13 protein-coding genes and 1 tRNA gene are annotated in these 15,193 nt (G+C 60.6%); 4 read left to right on the top strand and 10 right to left on the bottom strand.

The genetic code is table 11. The features are described from left to right. The first annotated feature begins 30 nt into the window (after positions 1-30). The 3 genes from B3T77_RS13980 to B3T77_RS13970 all read left to right on the top strand — a co-directional run bounded on the left by B3T77_RS13980 (position 31) and on the right by B3T77_RS13970 (position 1,432). A complete protein-coding gene (locus tag B3T77_RS13980) occupies positions 31-687 on the top strand; it encodes a hypothetical protein (protein ID WP_228763749.1) in 657 nt (218 codons plus the stop codon). 10 nt (positions 688-697) lie between these two features. Then, entirely contained in the window at positions 698-1,081 is a 384-nt protein-coding gene (locus B3T77_RS13975) for a hypothetical protein (RefSeq protein ID WP_055805731.1), read from the top strand. A 66-nt stretch (positions 1,082-1,147) separates the two neighbouring features. Then, positions 1,148-1,432: a GNAT family N-acetyltransferase gene (locus B3T77_RS13970; protein ID WP_137722182.1), complete on the top strand. Its 285-nt coding sequence runs from the start codon at positions 1,148-1,150 to the stop codon at positions 1,430-1,432. A gap of 41 nt (positions 1,433-1,473) precedes the next feature. Here the strand turns inward: B3T77_RS13970 and B3T77_RS13965 are convergent, their stop codons facing one another. The 6 genes from B3T77_RS13965 to msrA all read right to left on the bottom strand — a co-directional run bounded on the left by B3T77_RS13965 (position 1,474) and on the right by msrA (position 9,063). Beyond that, positions 1,474-2,460 (bottom strand): SDR family oxidoreductase, encoded by a 987-nt coding sequence (locus B3T77_RS13965; RefSeq protein ID WP_292080405.1) that lies wholly within the window; start codon positions 2,458-2,460, stop codon positions 1,474-1,476. Positions 2,461-2,537: 77 nt separating this feature from the next. Further along, positions 2,538-2,855, bottom strand: a complete 318-nt coding sequence (locus B3T77_RS13960; protein WP_165117795.1) for a hypothetical protein — start codon at positions 2,853-2,855, stop codon at positions 2,538-2,540. A 111-nt stretch (positions 2,856-2,966) separates the two neighbouring features. Further along, positions 2,967-4,931: a glucans biosynthesis glucosyltransferase MdoH gene (gene mdoH, locus B3T77_RS13955; RefSeq protein ID WP_292080402.1), complete on the bottom strand. Its 1,965-nt coding sequence runs from the start codon at positions 4,929-4,931 to the stop codon at positions 2,967-2,969. A 153-nt stretch (positions 4,932-5,084) separates the two neighbouring features. Then, a complete protein-coding gene (locus tag B3T77_RS13950; protein ID WP_292080401.1) occupies positions 5,085-6,932 on the bottom strand; it encodes an acyltransferase family protein in 1,848 nt (615 codons plus the stop codon). 86 nt (positions 6,933-7,018) lie between these two features. After that, positions 7,019-8,341: a VOC family protein gene (locus tag B3T77_RS13945; protein WP_292080398.1), complete on the bottom strand. Its 1,323-nt coding sequence runs from the start codon at positions 8,339-8,341 to the stop codon at positions 7,019-7,021. A 71-nt stretch (positions 8,342-8,412) separates the two neighbouring features. Beyond that, a complete protein-coding gene (msrA, locus tag B3T77_RS13940; protein WP_292080396.1) occupies positions 8,413-9,063 on the bottom strand; it encodes a peptide-methionine (S)-S-oxide reductase MsrA in 651 nt (216 codons plus the stop codon). A gap of 139 nt (positions 9,064-9,202) precedes the next feature. On the opposite strand from msrA, the gene B3T77_RS13935 reads away from it, so the two are divergent. After that, positions 9,203-9,292: transfer RNA gene (locus B3T77_RS13935), tRNA-Ser, on the top strand. Positions 9,293-10,239: 947 nt separating this feature from the next. On the opposite strand, the gene drt3b is transcribed toward B3T77_RS13935, so the two are convergent. The 4 genes from drt3b to B3T77_RS13915 form a co-directional block, all read right to left on the bottom strand. Further along, positions 10,240-12,174 carry an antiviral reverse transcriptase Drt3b gene (gene drt3b / locus B3T77_RS13930; RefSeq protein ID WP_292080394.1) on the bottom strand — a complete coding sequence of 645 codons (1,935 nt, stop codon included), beginning with the start codon at positions 12,172-12,174 and terminating at the stop codon, positions 10,240-10,242. Continuing rightward, positions 12,167-13,435 (bottom strand): antiviral reverse transcriptase Drt3a, encoded by a 1,269-nt coding sequence (gene drt3a, locus B3T77_RS13925; protein WP_292080392.1) that lies wholly within the window; start codon positions 13,433-13,435, stop codon positions 12,167-12,169. Before drt3a ends, drt3b begins: the two co-directional genes overlap by 8 nt. A 50-nt stretch (positions 13,436-13,485) precedes the next feature. Beyond that, positions 13,486-14,088 carry a recombinase family protein gene (locus B3T77_RS13920; protein WP_292080390.1) on the bottom strand — a complete coding sequence of 201 codons (603 nt, stop codon included), beginning with the start codon at positions 14,086-14,088 and terminating at the stop codon, positions 13,486-13,488. A 149-nt stretch (positions 14,089-14,237) separates the two neighbouring features. Further along, complete coding sequence (locus tag B3T77_RS13915; RefSeq protein ID WP_292080388.1) at positions 14,238-15,182, bottom strand: DUF2971 domain-containing protein; 945 nt, start codon at positions 15,180-15,182, stop codon at positions 14,238-14,240. Positions 15,183-15,193 lie beyond the last annotated feature (11 nt).

Genomic DNA, 15,193 nt, shown 5'->3' with positions numbered 1-15,193 from the left:
CGGGCGTCCGGCGTGACAGAAGCGTTGTTCATGGCCGAACCCGGCGATCCGAAAGACCCAGCAGCGCCCCGCGATCACGACCACGATCATGACGCCGAGGTCGGCTTCGTCTCGCCTGCGTCGCTGGCGGGCCGTGCGCGTGAGCGCCAGCCGGAGCCGTTTACCACCGAGGAGCGCGAACCAGACCTGTTCGACCCGCCCGAGCCGGGGCCTTTCGACCGGTCTGGCCCGACGACCCGGCCGACGGCGCCGTTTCCGCCCCGGTGTGAGCCGACGCCTGTCGAGGCAGAACCGGCGCCGGCCGTGCGCGCGGTGCGCCAGCGTCTGACGGCCGAGGCCGCGCCGCGCCGCGAAGGACCGGTCGTGCCGATGCGGCTGTATGCGATCTATGTGCTGATCCTATTGGCGGTGCCGACGCTGGGCGTGTCGTGCCTGGTGGCCCTGCTGGCGGTGATGCGGCGCGACGGGGCGACGGATCCGCTGGAGCACAGCCATGCCGTCTATCAGCAGCGCACCATCGTGGGCGCAGTCGGGGCGGCGGTCGTCGGTGCCCTTCTGATCGTGGTCAACATCGGCGTGCTGGTGCTGTTCGCCCTGGCGATCTGGGTCCTGGCGCGCGGTGCGTTCGGGGTGCTGAAACTGAAGAGCGGACAGGCCGTTCCTCACCCCCGCAGCCTGTTGTTCTGAAGGACCGACGATGACGAACGAACCCAATTTCATCGCCGGGCAGCCGTCCGAGGGCAAGGTCGGGGCGCTGATCGCCTGGGCTCTGTTCATCCTGTCGATCCCCAGCGCCAATGTGCTGGTTCTGATCGGGCTGGTGGTGTCCTATGTCACGCGCGGAACGGCGACGGGCGTGGCGCGCCAGCATATCGAGGCGCAGATCCGGCTGTTCTGGTCGGTCTTCTGGTGGACCATCGCGGCCTGGGTCGGGATCTTCGTCAGCGCCCTGGCGTCGGTGGTGCTGATCGGCATTCCGTTCCTGCTGCTGTTCCTGCTGGTCTGGTTCCTGCTCAGCGTCTGGTTCACGATCAAGAGCGTGATCGGCCTGCTGAACCTGCTGAACGACAAGCCGATCTAAGGGCCGATCTGACGCTAAGGGAACGTCCCCGCGGCCCTGGCGGTTGATCCGTCAAAGGAGAACCCGATGGGACAGTTCAAGGACGTCGAAGGCGACAACCGGTTCGAACAGGCGTTCGACGACGACAAGGGCGCGGGCCGGGTCTGGGCCGACTATGCCGTAAAGGGTGACGCCCGCATCATCCTGCATGTCGAGGCCGAGCCGTCGTTGCGCGGATCGGGCGCGGCGGGGCGGTTCATGCAGTCGCTGGCCGATCATGCGCGCCAGACGGGACTGAAGCTGTTTCCCCGTTGCAGCTACGCCGTCGCCTGGCACAAGCGGCATCCGGATTACGACGACGTCTTGGCCTAGGCGATGCCGCCGCCCCGCGATCGCAGGGCGGCGGTTTCGGTTCAGCCGCCGGCGTAACCGCCGATGATCGGCAGGATCTCGCCGGTGATGAAGCTGGACATCTGGGGCGAGGCCAAGAAGACGTAGGCGGGCGCGATCTCTTCGGGCTGGGCCGGGCGTTTCATCACCGTGTCAGCGCCGAACTTTGAGGTCGCCTCGGCGTCCTTGTCGGCGGGGTTCAGCGGGGTCCAGACCGGGCCGGGCGCGACGACGTTCACGCGGATGCCGCGCGGCGCCAGATGCGTGCCCAGCGAACGAGCAAAGGCGTGGATGCCGCCCTTGGTCAGCGAATAGTCGAGCAGATCCTTGTTGCCCATCAGACCGGTGACCGAGCCGGTCATGACGATGGCGCCGCCGGTCTTCATGTGCGGCACAGCCGCCTTGGTCATGTTGAAGCAGCCGTAGAGGTTGGTCTTCAGGGTGCGGTCGAAATGTTCGTAGGTCAGGTCCTCGAAGGCGGGGACGTGTTCTTGGAAGGCGGCGTTGGGGACGAGGACGTCCAGGCGGCCGAAGGCGTCCAGCGTCGCCTTGACCGCCATCTCGGCGAAGGCGGGATCGGAGACATCGCCCTTCAGCACCACGGCGCGGCGACCCTCGGCCTCGACGGCGGCTTTGGTGGTTTCGGCGTCGGCGTCCTCGTCCAGATGGCAGATGACCACGTCGCAGCCCTCGCGCGCGAACAGGACGGCGACCGAACGGCCGATGCCGGAATCGGCACCGGTGATCAGGGCGGCGAACCCGTCCAGCTTGCCCGACCCCTTCCAGAAGGGCGCGTCGTAAAGGGGCGCGGGATCCAGCGCGGCCTCGTCGCCCGGCTTGGTCTGGTGCTGTCTGGGGAAGGGCGGTTCGGGGTAGGGGCGGGCGCCGGCCTGCATCGCGCCGGAGGGTTTGTCATCGCCGGACGCCTTGTCCTTGGCGTCGATGTCGCGCTGGATGGCGCGTTCCTGATCGGCGATGTCTTCGGCGCGCGCGCGGGTCCGGTCGTCCATGGTGTCGTCTCCTGAAGATGGGGTCTTCAGGAAAGCGGACGGGCAGGCGGGTCGTTCCGACAGCCCAGCTTCGGTTATCAGCCGACGCGGTGGACGATGGTCTTGATGGTCTCGGCCTTGGTCGGCAGATCGGCGGCGAGACGCGAGGCGATCTCGCGCGCGCCGACCGGATAGGCGTCGCCGCCGTCCGCGATGGCCTTGGCCTTGGCGGCGGCTTCCAGCAACAGCTTTTCCAGACCTTCGATCTCTTCCAGCGCCAAGGCGTGGGCTTCAAGCTGAAGGCGTTTGACGCGGTCGGCGGTGGTTTCGGGCGCTTTCATCAGGTTGTAGATCTCGGCCTCGGCCGCGACGAGCCGCAGGTCAGGCTTGGCGTCGGAACCGGTGGATTTGGCCATGGAATCACGTCTCCCGCAAACGACAGGAGCCTAGGGTGAGGCCGATCGAGATTGACGTCGAGCGTTGCTGTAACGGTTGTGGCGACACTGTGGCCGCCACGCATCGGTCGATTACCGCTCGGGTGCCCGTGCCGGGACCATCGCAGGCGCAGCGACGGGGGCCAGGACGCCGCCGGCGACCGCACGCAGCGGCGAGCGCGGCGTGTGCAGGACGGCTGGCGAAACGCTGACGCCGTCCTGAACCGGGGTGACCAGATAGCCCTTGGCGGCCAGCTTATCGCCCGAGCTGACGCGCGAGGTCCAGACGGTGATCGGGGCGGCCAGCAGCAGCGGCAGGACGATCGGGGCGAACCAGGTGGCCAGGTCGGGACGAACCGCCAGCGGAATCAGGAAGCCGACGCCGGCGATCATCTGCCAGCGCATGGCGCGGAAAGCGTCGGACCAGGCCAGGCCGTCGGCCTCGCGATGCTGGGTCGACCAGCCGGTGTCGTGGCCCGAGACGATCTGGATGAAGGCCTTGGTGTTGGCGACCATCAGGATGGGGGCCAGGATCGCGGACAGGGCGATTTCGGCCGCCATGCCCTTGGCGATGGCGCGACGGCCGCCGAAGGTGCGCAGCTCGGCCGGACGGCTGAGGACCAGGGCGGCGCCCATGAACTTGGGTCCGATCAGCAGCACGCCGGACAGGAAGGAGGCCAGCATGAAGGGCGTGAACTGGGGGTTCAGGATGTAGAAGAAGCTGGTCCAGTCGACCGGATAGAACATCTGGATGAACAGTCCGACCATCAGCGACGCCAGCCACAGCGGCGACGACAGATAGGCCATGCAGCCCATCAGCAGCTGAAGGCGGCTCATCGGCGACAGGCCCTTGGCCGTGATCAGGCCCAGGTGCTGCAGGTTGCCCTGGAACCAGCGGTGGTCGCGGCGGATGAAGTCGGTGATCGACGGCGGGGTCTCTTCCCACGATCCGTCCAGCGAGGCGGTGACGTGGACGGCCCAGCCGGCGCGGCGCATCAGGGCGGCCTCGACGACGTCATGGCTCATGATGTGGCCGCCGAAGGGCTTGCGGCCCTTCAGGTGCGGCAGGCCGCAGCAGGCGGCGAAGGCGCGCGTGCGGATGATGGCGTTGTGGCCCCAGTAGCTGGATTCCGAACCAGTCCAGTAGGCCAGGCCGGCAGCGGCGACGCGGCCGTACAGGCGCACCGAATATTGGGACACGCGCGCGAAGATGGTGCGGGCCTTGATGATGACCGGGGCGGTCTGGATCAGGCCGACGCCCGGATTGCGCTCCATGGCGTCGACCATGCGCAGCAGAGTCTCGCCGGCCATGGTGCTGTCGGCGTCCAGAACGATCATGTTCTCATAGGCGCCGCCGAAACGACGGACCCATTCGGCCAGGTTGCCGGCCTTGCGCTCGGCATTGTCGGTGCGGCGACGGTAGAAGGCCTTGGCGTTGGCGGCCATGCGGAACGCCTGGAACACCGAACGCTCGGCGGCGGCGGCGTCTTCCTTGGTCGAATCGCTGAGCACGAAGATGTCGAAGGCCGACGAGGCGCCCAGACGCGCCAGGCAGGAATCGATCTGGGACAGGCGCGCGAAGGACGAACGGGCGTCCTCGTTGTACAGCGGCATCAGCAGGGCCGTGCGGGTGCGCGGCATCGGCGGATGCGGCGAAAAGGCGAGGTCCGCCTGATCCTTGCCGCGCAGCATGACGAACAGGCCCATCAGGCCGCTGACGAACCAGCAGGAGATGGCGGTGATGAGGACCATGAACAGGCTGAAGGCCAGGATCTCGGTGCCGTCCCAACCCTTGCGGGCATAGAGGTAGAAGGGCGTGATGGCCGACAGGCCGGTCAGGACGATGGTGCCGGCCAGCAGGGCCAGGCGTCGCGTCGCGACCGTGCGCGGCGAGGTCGCGGGCGTCACGTCGGCGACGGCGTCGGGCGCGGACAGGGACTGAACCGGCATGGCCAGCGGCGCCTCGTCGGGCAGCCACGACCAGCTAGGCGTTTGCGCGCCGTGGATCGTCGTCTCGATTTCAGCCTGTTCGACAGGCCGGATCGCCAGCTTGTTCATGCCGCTCTGGACGCCCCCGAGTGAACCGGATGTCGTCCCGAGGGCTGGGGACAACGCGGAGTGCTGCACTGCAACACGACCTGCATAATCGATCACATTCGCGCGATTTTCAATCACGCAATGTTGATGAAACCAAAAATTGTGGGGGTGAAGTCAGGCCGGAACGTCGAACGCGGCGGAAGCCGGGCGGCCGTGCGGCGACTCCGTGGCGACCGACAGCAGTTTACGGTCCAGGACCCAGGCTGCAACTCCCACCCAGCAGACCAGGACGATGGCGTAGAGACGCTCCCACCAGCCGACATTGGCGTCGTTGACCGTGCCGGGGAAGACGAGGTGCTTGGTCAGGACCGTCAGGATCGCCATGACGACGAAGGTGACGGCGAGGAAGAGCTTCAGGCGCGGCAGGTCCCGACGTTTGGCCAGCCCCCACAGCAGCAGCATCGGCGCCAACTGAATGCCCAGGGCCAGGTTGATGACCATGTGGCGCGGATCGGGCCAGGGCCACAGGGTCGAGGCCGACATGCCGCCGCCGGCCAGGATGAAGACGATAGCGATGACCCAAGCTGCGACCCGCGCGCCGGTCAGGGCGTAGATGGCCAGACCAAAGCCGATCCCCGCCAACCCGGCCATGACGCCGGCGACGAAGACCCCCCCGTTGAAGATGATCGGCGCCTTGGCCGTCGCCCCGCCCAGTTCGCTGAGATACTGGGTCGCATTGTTGAAGCCGGGGTAGGCCAGGATGGCCACCGCGACCACCGTCAGGGCCAGAAGCGGCGCGGCGACGCCCACGCCCAGCAGCCGACGACGGCGGTGATAGCGAAGCTGCGGCTTCAGCAGGGCCTGAAGGTCCAGCGGCCAGGGCCGGCCGTCCAGCGGCTTGAGCCCCCACAGCGGTCGAATGGGCGGGATGCGCCGCACGACCTCATAGATCGCCAGGCTGCCGACGAAGGTGACGGCGATCAGAGACAGCAGTTCGACCGGCGCGGGAAGGTTCGCCGGGCGTATGATCCAGACGGCCGCGACCAGCACCGTCTGGTGCGCCAGATAGAGGGGGAAGGTCGCCTGGGTCAGATAGTTGAGCGCAGGACCGCCCCGGTCGCGCAGATGGCGATAGCCGAAGCCCAGGATGGCGACGATCACCGCCCATTGGTCGACGCCGTACACGGCGGCCTTGGGCACGCCCCAGAAGGCCCGCGCGCCGGGATGCCAGACCTGGACCATCATGATCGGCAGGGCGACGACCGCCAGGGCCAGGGCGATCCAGCGATAGCGCTCCATCGTGCGCCACAGGCTCTCGCGGCCGACGATGCTGAAGCCGAACAGGAAGGCGACCAGCGACAAGGCGTGATTGTACCAGTCGTTGTGCAGCGTGTTGGTCAAGCCGAACCAAGGGAAGATCAGCAGCCGAATGGCGAACAGGTAGAGGATCGGCAGAACCAGGAGGCGTGGGCCTGTCAGCGCCCTTTCCAGCCCATTGCTCAGGCGGTCGATCAAGCCGGGCTGGCGCCACAGGACGACGGCGACCAGGCTGTAGACCGCGATATAGACGATGAACCACAAATGGTTGACCGGCACGCCGTCGGCGAGACCGCTCCAGCCGAACTCATGGCCCAGCCAGGCGACGAAGCCGGCGACGCCGCCGGGCCAGCCGCCCTTGTCCATCGACTCGATCCAGGACTGGATCGGCACCAGAACCAGGGCGCCGAAGATCAGGGGCGGGACCAGTCGTTCGAAACGGGCGCGGGCGACCTCGCGCGGGGTGCGCCGGAAGGTCATGAACCGCAGCGCGGCGCCCGACACCAGAAACAGCAGGGTCAGCCGCCAGGGATTGGTGACCAGGATCGCCTCACGCATCCACTCGAAGGTGTGGGCGCTGTGGATGTGCCAGTCATAAACCCCGTAAACCAGGCCGACATGATACAGGATCAACAGGCCGAAGGCGCCGACCCGGATCCAGTCGAGATCGTAACGGCGCTGGGTCGGGGAAGCGGACGGGTTCACGGCCGCGTCTATGATCCGCGTCTGCGCATCAGGCAAGACGCCGGATGGACGCGGGGCGCCGCCAGCCCCGCATCCAGTTGAACGGACTAGACCGTCTCCGTCAGGCCCAAGGCCTTCAGCGTCGCTGTGATCGAGGCGTCCTGTTCGGCGCGATACAGGGCCATCTCGTCCTTGACCGGACGACCAAGCGCCTGCTCGAAATCGGCCTTGGCGGGGTCGACGGCGTAGGCGGTTTCGCGGGCCTCTGACCCCAGGTTGGACTGGAAGATGCCGGCGGCGCTGACAGGCAAGAAGTCTTCGTAGGTGATGGGCTCGGCGACGACGTGGTCCGCCGCGATCAGGGCGTCCAGATCGGCAGTCTTGGCGCGGGCGGCGAGACCCTCAGGCGTCGCGCGATAGCGGAACCAGGCGAGGTCTGCGCGGCGCAGGGCGTCCCAGTCGTCGGGCAGGGCGGAGAAGTCCTTCTTCGCCAGGGCCTCGTCGTACAGGGCGCGACCGGCGGGCGTCAGGGCGCAGCCGCGCTGTTCGATCTCGCCGAAGCGGGCGGTGTGGGCGCCCGCCGTGGGGCCGTCGGCGCCGGGGAAGGTGATCGCCTCTTGCAGAGCCTTGAAGCTGGTCTGGCGCAGCAGGATCGGACAGGCGCGGGCGGGCGGACCCTCGATGGTTTCCTTCGGCGAAATACCGCGTGCGGGCATGGTGGCCTGGGCCGCATCGATATCCAGCGTGCGCGGCGTCAGGTGGTTGATGTGCGGCCCCTTGAAACTGACCACATCCGCGATCAGTCGGTGGGCGACGACCAGCCGTTCGTAAGTCTCGGCGCTGACGGTCGCCTGGGCGTGCCAGCGGAAGGTCTCCAGCAGCTCTGACACGAAACGATCGGCTTGGGCCTCGTCCAGCCCGCCGAAGGTCTCGGCGGTCTCGATCAGCTCGCGCGCGCCGGGGGTGAAGATGTCGCGGCGGGCCAGGGTCTTGGCCGCTTCCGCGCGCAAGGCTTCGTCCTCGATCAACTCCAGCCGCAGCAGCGAGGTGAAGACCCGGAACGGATTGCGCGCCAGGGCCGCCGGATCGACGGGGCGGAAGGCGGTCGAATGCACCGGCACCCCGGCGGGGGCCAGATTGTAGTAGCTGACCGGCTCCATCCCCATGACCGCAAAGGCGCGCGCAATCGTGGCCAGTTCATCGGCCGTGCCGACGCGGATGGCGCCGTGGCGCTCCTCCGACAGACGCGCCAGTTCGCCGGACGCCGCCAGCCGGTCGGCGCCGCTGGCATCGGCCTTTAAAGTAGCGGCGTTGATATCCGCCACCAGCGTCAGCAGGTCGCCGTATTGGGGCACCTCGGCCCGGTACATGGCGGACAGGGCGGCCGAAAACCGGCTGCGGATTTCGTCAGGATGGACGAAGGCGGACATGAGCGCTCCCATTTTTCGCCGATCCATAGGCCGACTGGCCGCCGGTTGAAACCCGGCGGCCGCCGCACGGGTCAGGCGTCGACGCCGACCCCGATCGGGCAGACCACGCCGGTCCCGCCGATGCCGCAGTATCCGGCCGGGTTCTTGGCCAGATAGCCCTGGTGATAGCCCTCGGCGTAGAAGTAGTCGCCCGCCGGTTCGATCTCGGTGGTGATCGTTCCGCGGCCCGCCTTGCTCAGGGCGGCCTGATAGGCGTCGCGCGAGGCTTCCGCCTCCGCCTGCTGCTCGGCGTTCAGCGTGTAGATGGCCGAGCGATAGGTGGTGCCGATGTCGTTGCCCTGGCGCATGCCTTGGGTCGGGTCGTGGTTCTCCCAGAAGGCCTTCAGCAGTTCGGCATAGGTGATGACGCTCGGGTCGAACACGACCTTGACCACCTCGGTATGACCCGTCCGGCCGGTGCACGTCTCTTCATAGGTCGGGTTGGGCGTGATTCCGCCGGAATAGCCGGCCGACGTCACCCACACGCCCGGCAACTGCCAGAAGATGCGCTCGACACCCCAGAAACAACCCATGCCGAAGATGGCGGTCTGGAAACCGTCGGGATAGGGCCCTTTCAGCGGATGGCCGCTGACATAGTGGTTCACATCGGTGTCCAGCGGTTCGGCGCGGCCGGGCAGGGCGGTCTCGGGTGTGGGCATTTCGGCGGTCTTCTTGAACAGCATTTGCGGCTCTCTCATCGGAAAATGGCGTTGAAGTCCATATGGGGATGCGAGAGGCGCTTGCCGAGGGGGCGAGTGTGTTCTATCAGGCCCGCCTCCCGCCGGATCGACCTCCGGCGGCGCGCAAGACGCAGCGTGAAACGGACAGGTGGCGGAGTGGTCGATCGCGCACGCTTGGAAAGCGTGTGTAGGTGAAAGCCTACCGAGGGTTCGAATCCCTCTCTGTCCGCCACCTCCTCTCTATTTCCTCTCATTTTCAAGCGCTTACGTCGGCGTGACGTATCGGCCCTAAGCTCGGCCCTAAGGGTTAAATTCGCTGTGCATAAGTTGGGTTACGACGCGCAGATCGCGCGCTGGCGACTGAACCGATCCCAAACCACGGTGGTCCCGCTGCGAACCATGGCGCAGTTCACTTCCAATTCTGACGGCGTCCAACAGATGGCAGTGATGCGGTTGTAGCTCGCGCCTGTCTTCTCACAGGAGAGTCTCTGCCCAGACACTAAAGCCCTCAGGGTTGCGGTCGCCGAATCTGCCGACGCTTGTGGGCAAGGATGACCCGGCGAGCACGTCTCGTCGCTTTCCCGAGCGGCTACGGCATGAAGACGAACCCTAGTGCCATCCTCACACCTGAACGTGTCACCGTCGTTCACATAGGCGACTTCGCAGGAGAACCGATTAGCCGGTCGTTCTAAAGTTGCAACGGGCTGTGGTGAAACGTCTCCACCAACCAGCCGGAGCGGGTCAGGAAAAGGCGAGAGGAGCACCGCAATGAAAATCGCAGCCATCATTGCAAGGATTGCAACGGCGAACCGCGCACTAAGGTGGTCCTTGCGCCGCCTAGGCCGATCTACATGGTGTCTTGGCCTACGAAGCTTTGGCTTTGATTTGCGTACAGGCGCCATCGGATCACGCTAGGTGCAAACCCCAAAAAGATCGTTTCCCTTACGGCGCTAAAGCAGCCTCAGCTTCACACCGTGTATAGGCCACGCTCTAAGCACATAGCCTGATCGAGAAAGGTTGAACGATAAAGGAGGTGTCCGCACGCTGCCTAGTGTGTGTCCCGGCGATGCGGAACCTCGCAGCCGAAGCTGCGATAAACTCACTACAGGTCGTCGTGGTAAACACGCCGAATTTCGCGAGTGATCTTCAGCGCCGACACCTCCCAAGTCGAACGATGCCTCACTCATACACAGGGCGCAACTTTTTCCTCGCCAGAAGGCGTTTCATTCTCAGTCCATGCCAATCCACGAAGCCGCATCTGGAACCCACAAAATCAAGTCCTGCGTTCGAAGGCGGTTTCTTCGAGACCACTTCGCTCCATAAGTTACGCTTCGCTTGATAATCGAGATCCGGCGCACTGAGAAGATCTGCGAGGAGAAAGTACGCTTCGGTGTCTACGCCGAGTTTTTCTTTCATTTGAATGACTTTCGTCGTCGCGCGAGCATTGAGATCAGTTAACGCGGCCGAAAAGAAATTGACGTCACAAAGCATCGCAAATTTTATGCTGATGTAAATGAAATAGGAAGTTGGCGCACCACGCAAGTCATCGATTACATCACGAACCTCTACGTTTTTGACAAAATCTTTCTTGAAGAAGTGAGCTCCAATAATAAGTATGTTTAGGCTTTCAACTGCGTCGAAGCGCTTCATGCGGCGGAAAAATGCATCATGAGACAGTTTTAGTAGATCGATTAGTTCTTTGAGAAGCACATGCTCTAGCCAATCTGAATTCAGGCTAATTTTTTTGAATCCTTTACGGTCCTTGATCTGCAGCATGTTTGCCAAAGCGTAGGTCGTGTTGACACGCACGTCCAAGCTCGCAATGTAAAATGAAAGACGGAATAAGGACCAAATTGATTTCTCAATACAGTCTATCTTCTCAACGTCATTATCGTTGACCAGATTCGCAGAGTCCACCAGCTCGACGATCATAACATTGATCATTGATAGGGCGAATCCACTGATATTGTGGAATCCAACTCCGTGCTCGCCAATTATCAGTCTAGCCTCTTGGGTCTTTGCGTTAACTTTCTTGCTCAGAGCCCTATATTTGCTCGAATCGGATACGCCTTTAACAGCGTCAACAGACTCTTTGAGTTCGAAAATTGCTCTGCCAATTTCTCTTTTCGCAGTAGACAGAGGCGTGACAAAGGGACGTGAAAGATTGCTGGTTTTTTCAGCATTGATATGAAGTTTATAGAAAAGAAGTTCACGCGCAATTATTTCTTCTACTACTGCTAAATCTTCATCAGTGTTTGCAAATATAAAATAGTCATCGACATATCTACGAACTTCGTAATGTCGACCGTGGAAAAGATCCACGGCAGCGCATTTCGACACTACGTTGGCATCAATCTTTTGAAAAATGATCTCCGCGAAAACACGGGATAGCTCGGGCCCTATAACTATCCCATTCGTCTCGTTATAGTTTTGATGCTGCATAAGCAGGTCAAAAGTTTGCTCGAACGCAAAATGTTTTGGATGCTCTTTAGCCAAATCTTTGCTTTTGATTGCCCAGCTAACAGAGTGCGTGTAGAGGCTGTGAAAGCACTTCGAAACATCTAACGTGCGAAGTTTACTGAATCGCTTCTCCAAATTGATGAACATGCTACTGTCAAAGAACTTACCGAGCAGATTAAAATCTCGATAGGCGAAGAACGAAACAATTCGCGAAAGTTCTTCTTCGTCGTCCTCTTGATGAACTGACTGTATTGCGCTTTCAGGCTCCTTGAACGGCGCTTGAGCAGACAGGCGCGCCAGCCCGCTCGGTCGGCGAAGCGAAAAGGGGCTAAGTGTGCATGAAGCCAACAGCGTTTCGGCAAATGAGTCGTAGAATGCTGCAGCCTCTCGCTGACTCCTAGGATGGACAACGCCGAGTGAGGTAGCGCCTCCGCGATCTTTCCTGATTTGGAACTCATACGGGCGAGTGTATCGTGACCTTTTCGAGTTAGGCAGATCCCGTACTAGGTCAAGCCAACTTTTATCCGCCGCCGTCACTCCGCTCTCTACGAGCGATAGGTAGTGGAAATCGTTGGTGAAAATGAGTGGAAGCTCGTGGGGAAGCACCTCAGTAACGAGGGCGCGCGCGGAGCGCGGGTGGCTGGCTCTAGACATAGGCCCACACAGCTTTGATTACACCCAATCGGTCAGCTTTAAACCGGGCCATCATGGGCACTTGAAAACCCGCCAGAAACGACAGTGACCGCAGTTGTGTCAGTTGAGCGGCTGAGAGATGGGTATTCACGACAGAGGAAAAACTGCTCGTTGGGCCGAAGAGAATGCTTCGGAGAAACGCATCGAGATGATTTAACTGCGTCTCATAGCGCGGCAACGTCATGTCCTGCTCGCTGTTTAAGCACTGCTTGTAGTTGTAGTAGACCCCCGATTTAATCGTCCGCTTTGGCCCCTTCACGGTGAGACCCGTTCGTCTCACGCTGAAATTCGACGTCAAATATTGAATCCGGTCAATTAGTAACGCTCGGTCACGGGTCATGCTATACGCCTTTAACGACAATATAACGCGGGTCTTTATACGCTTTACTTTAGTATTGGCTATCGTGATAGAGACATTGCGCGGCGCACTATTCGCCTTGTCTATCCTCTGTGATAGGTTAAAATCGTACCCAAGATATTCAAATGTTTTATAGCCGCTCTGGTCTTTCTGGTCTGGCAGGGCGATGTTGGATTTTTTGTGCGCCTTCGTGCTTAGCTTTAGACCGTCTGGCAATATAGCCTCAAGTTTCTGGTCTAGATCTTCGATAGGTTCGTAAGAAAATAGGATGATATCGTCAGCAAAGCGAAAGTACCTGTAGGCTCCTTCTATTAGCATAACATCTCGATCAAATTCCTTCATCACGTATTCGGATAGCACTGCGCTCAATGATACCCCTCTGGGCAGGCCATGGGTATTGCCTACGCAATGAACTTCGAGAAATTTCGCAAGAACCCGATTTGCCATAGGTGACAAGACAGCCGTCATTTCTAGGCCTGACCTGATCGGAGCGAGCGGGATAGACTCGTAGAAGCTCGCTATATCTCGTCTGTAGATGTATAAGGGCGTAGCGTCACGACAGCTTTGAAGGACGCCATTTATAATCTTCTCGCGGCTCGGCATACGAATACGCGCGCGATATTTTACATTAGACGCTAGGGCCCTCAGAACCAAAGCAGTCGAGTAGTCTCCATAGGCCACGCCGTCTTTGCTACCGAGCCGGATTTCTGTGTAATCAGCCAGTGATTGGGGATCGCGAGCGCAGGCTATGGCCTTTTGAATCTCTGAGTCTTTATCAGTCTTGAGGGTGACCTTGAACCGAGACGAGTCGCCTGCGCGCAGAGCGCGAGCGAATGCGTAGATAGAAAAGGCTGAGGCAGACATCGGAGAACCTTGAAGAGGTTCGGCAGGACATTCAACCCGAGATAGATGTATCAGGCCAAAACCTTTTCACCGTCCGTTTGAGATGAACGCATAACCCTCTGAATCGCCGACTTAGAAACCCCGAAAGCGCCAGCTAACTGTCCCAATGAGGCCCCGGCACGTTTGCGGCTGACGATGTCCGCGCGTTGTGAAGCAGAAAGCCTGCTGGGTCGCCCCAAGGCCTTCCCTTCTGCTTTCGCTCGCAGCAGACCGGACTGCGTTCGCTCGATCAGTAGATCGCGTTCAAACTCAGCCACAGCGGCTATGACGGCCATTGTCATACGGCCAGCGGCGCTACAAAGGTCTGCCCCGCCGAGGGCGAGGCAATGAACTTTGACCCCTGAGGAGGCTAGCCGTTCGACGGTAGCCCGCACATCCATGGCGTTGCGCCCTAGGCGATCCAGTTTTGTGACAAGCAAAACATCACCACTCTCCAGCCGATCTACAAGCCGAGAGAACTGCGGGCGCTCGAAGGCAGCCACCGATCCGGAGATGATCTCGCTGACCACGCGGTGGTCGTCCACGGCGAAGCCTGCCCCCGAAATCTCTGAAATCTGATTGTCAGTCGTCTGGCCGGCGGTGCTGACTCTGCAATAAGCGAAGACGCGACTCATGGGCTCGCTCCTGTATCGAAAACCTAAATCGAAATTCTAGGTGTATCGAAATTGGGCGCAAGCTATTTTTCGAGCCCGCTTTCTGAAATGTATCGAAACCGGTCGTTTTCGATCCGCCGAACGAGCGATTGCGACGAGCAGTGAAACGCCTATTTTTTTCCGCTAGAACGACCGATAGAGTCCATCTGGGCAATATAGTTTTCTAAACCTCCATAACTGGCAATTAAGCGATATGGATTTCTATTTGCCACTTCGAGTTTAGTCTCGTTCGGTATTTGGCACCACACACACTGGAGTTTTGTTTCATTTATAGGTTCCGAACACGTGGAGCACGATCTTTCGCTCGGGATTATATTTCCCTCAACAAAGGAATGGGGCCGACCCATTTCGTCAACTAAATAGGGTACAGCGGAGCTTCTACCGATTTTCATTTCCATCAGTTCGGCGGGAATGCGTTTTGCCACTTCTTGAAGTCGCGTCCTTGTAGTGTTGTCCGCCCTAGCCCCGACAACTATCTTTGATACACAAGCGGCAGGGACGTTCATCAACATCATGTTTCCGCTTTTTGTTACATCATCGTTACCTACTACCATCCTTCGCTCTTGCTCATACTGCCAGCATGCCGCTTTGTTGAAATAGGCGGTTTTCACAACAGCATTACGTAGAAAATACGTATAACGGGGTTTTCCGATGTGAAGAACCCGTGCAACAAGTTCAGAAAAATCGTAGGATGGCGTGTCGCTGTAGCTCACATCATCAAAACGGGCGTCAGGAATATGTTCTAAGATGGCCTCTTCTGAAAAAACGATCGCAAAACCGGTCTGATTTTGTGCGTAGTGGGCCCACATGGGCATTACAATCGGCGATCTTGAGAAGCATGTTGTAGGGTATTGAGGAAGTTCACCAATAGCTTCCGAAAAACAGGCGAGCATCTCTGGGTCGCCATTGAAATCTGCCGCTAGAAAAAGCTCGTATGGGTCATTGAATTCGTTAGGCTTCGAAAACTTTAAAGTTACTTTATCGTCTTTGGTGAAAACAGCATCTATTAGATTTTCCGGCAGATACTTGCAAATCAACCCGTTATTTTCTGTCATTTCGTGAACCT

It is taken from the genome of Brevundimonas sp. UBA7838, assembly GCF_002500885.1.
GTDB lineage: Bacteria > Pseudomonadota > Alphaproteobacteria > Caulobacterales > Caulobacteraceae > Brevundimonas > Brevundimonas vesicularis_C.
This window is presented reverse-complemented; position numbering and strand designations above follow the sequence as displayed.

What these genes read in the sequence shown, in the direction of transcription:
- B3T77_RS13960 (WP_165117795.1), bottom strand. Translation starts at nt 2,855, where the DNA reads ATGGCCAAATCCACCGGTTCCGACGCCAAGCCTGACCTGCGGCTCGTC.
- B3T77_RS13970 (WP_137722182.1), top strand. Translation starts at nt 1,148, where the DNA reads ATGGGACAGTTCAAGGACGTCGAAGGCGACAACCGGTTCGAACAGGCG.
- mdoH (WP_292080402.1), bottom strand. Translation starts at nt 4,931, where the DNA reads ATGAACAAGCTGGCGATCCGGCCTGTCGAACAGGCTGAAATCGAGACG.
- drt3a (WP_292080392.1), bottom strand. Translation starts at nt 13,435, where the DNA reads ATGTCTGCCTCAGCCTTTTCTATCTACGCATTCGCTCGCGCTCTGCGC.
- B3T77_RS13975 (WP_055805731.1), top strand. Translation starts at nt 698, where the DNA reads ATGACGAACGAACCCAATTTCATCGCCGGGCAGCCGTCCGAGGGCAAG.
- msrA (WP_292080396.1), bottom strand. Translation starts at nt 9,063, where the DNA reads ATGCTGTTCAAGAAGACCGCCGAAATGCCCACACCCGAGACCGCCCTG.
- drt3b (WP_292080394.1), bottom strand. Translation starts at nt 12,174, where the DNA reads ATGTCTAGAGCCAGCCACCCGCGCTCCGCGCGCGCCCTCGTTACTGAG.
- B3T77_RS13915 (WP_292080388.1), bottom strand. Translation starts at nt 15,182, where the DNA reads ATGACAGAAAATAACGGGTTGATTTGCAAGTATCTGCCGGAAAATCTA.
- B3T77_RS13980 (WP_228763749.1), top strand. Translation starts at nt 31, where the DNA reads ATGGCCGAACCCGGCGATCCGAAAGACCCAGCAGCGCCCCGCGATCAC.
- B3T77_RS13920 (WP_292080390.1), bottom strand. Translation starts at nt 14,088, where the DNA reads ATGAGTCGCGTCTTCGCTTATTGCAGAGTCAGCACCGCCGGCCAGACG.
- B3T77_RS13965 (WP_292080405.1), bottom strand. Translation starts at nt 2,460, where the DNA reads ATGGACGACCGGACCCGCGCGCGCGCCGAAGACATCGCCGATCAGGAA.
- B3T77_RS13945 (WP_292080398.1), bottom strand. Translation starts at nt 8,341, where the DNA reads ATGTCCGCCTTCGTCCATCCTGACGAAATCCGCAGCCGGTTTTCGGCC.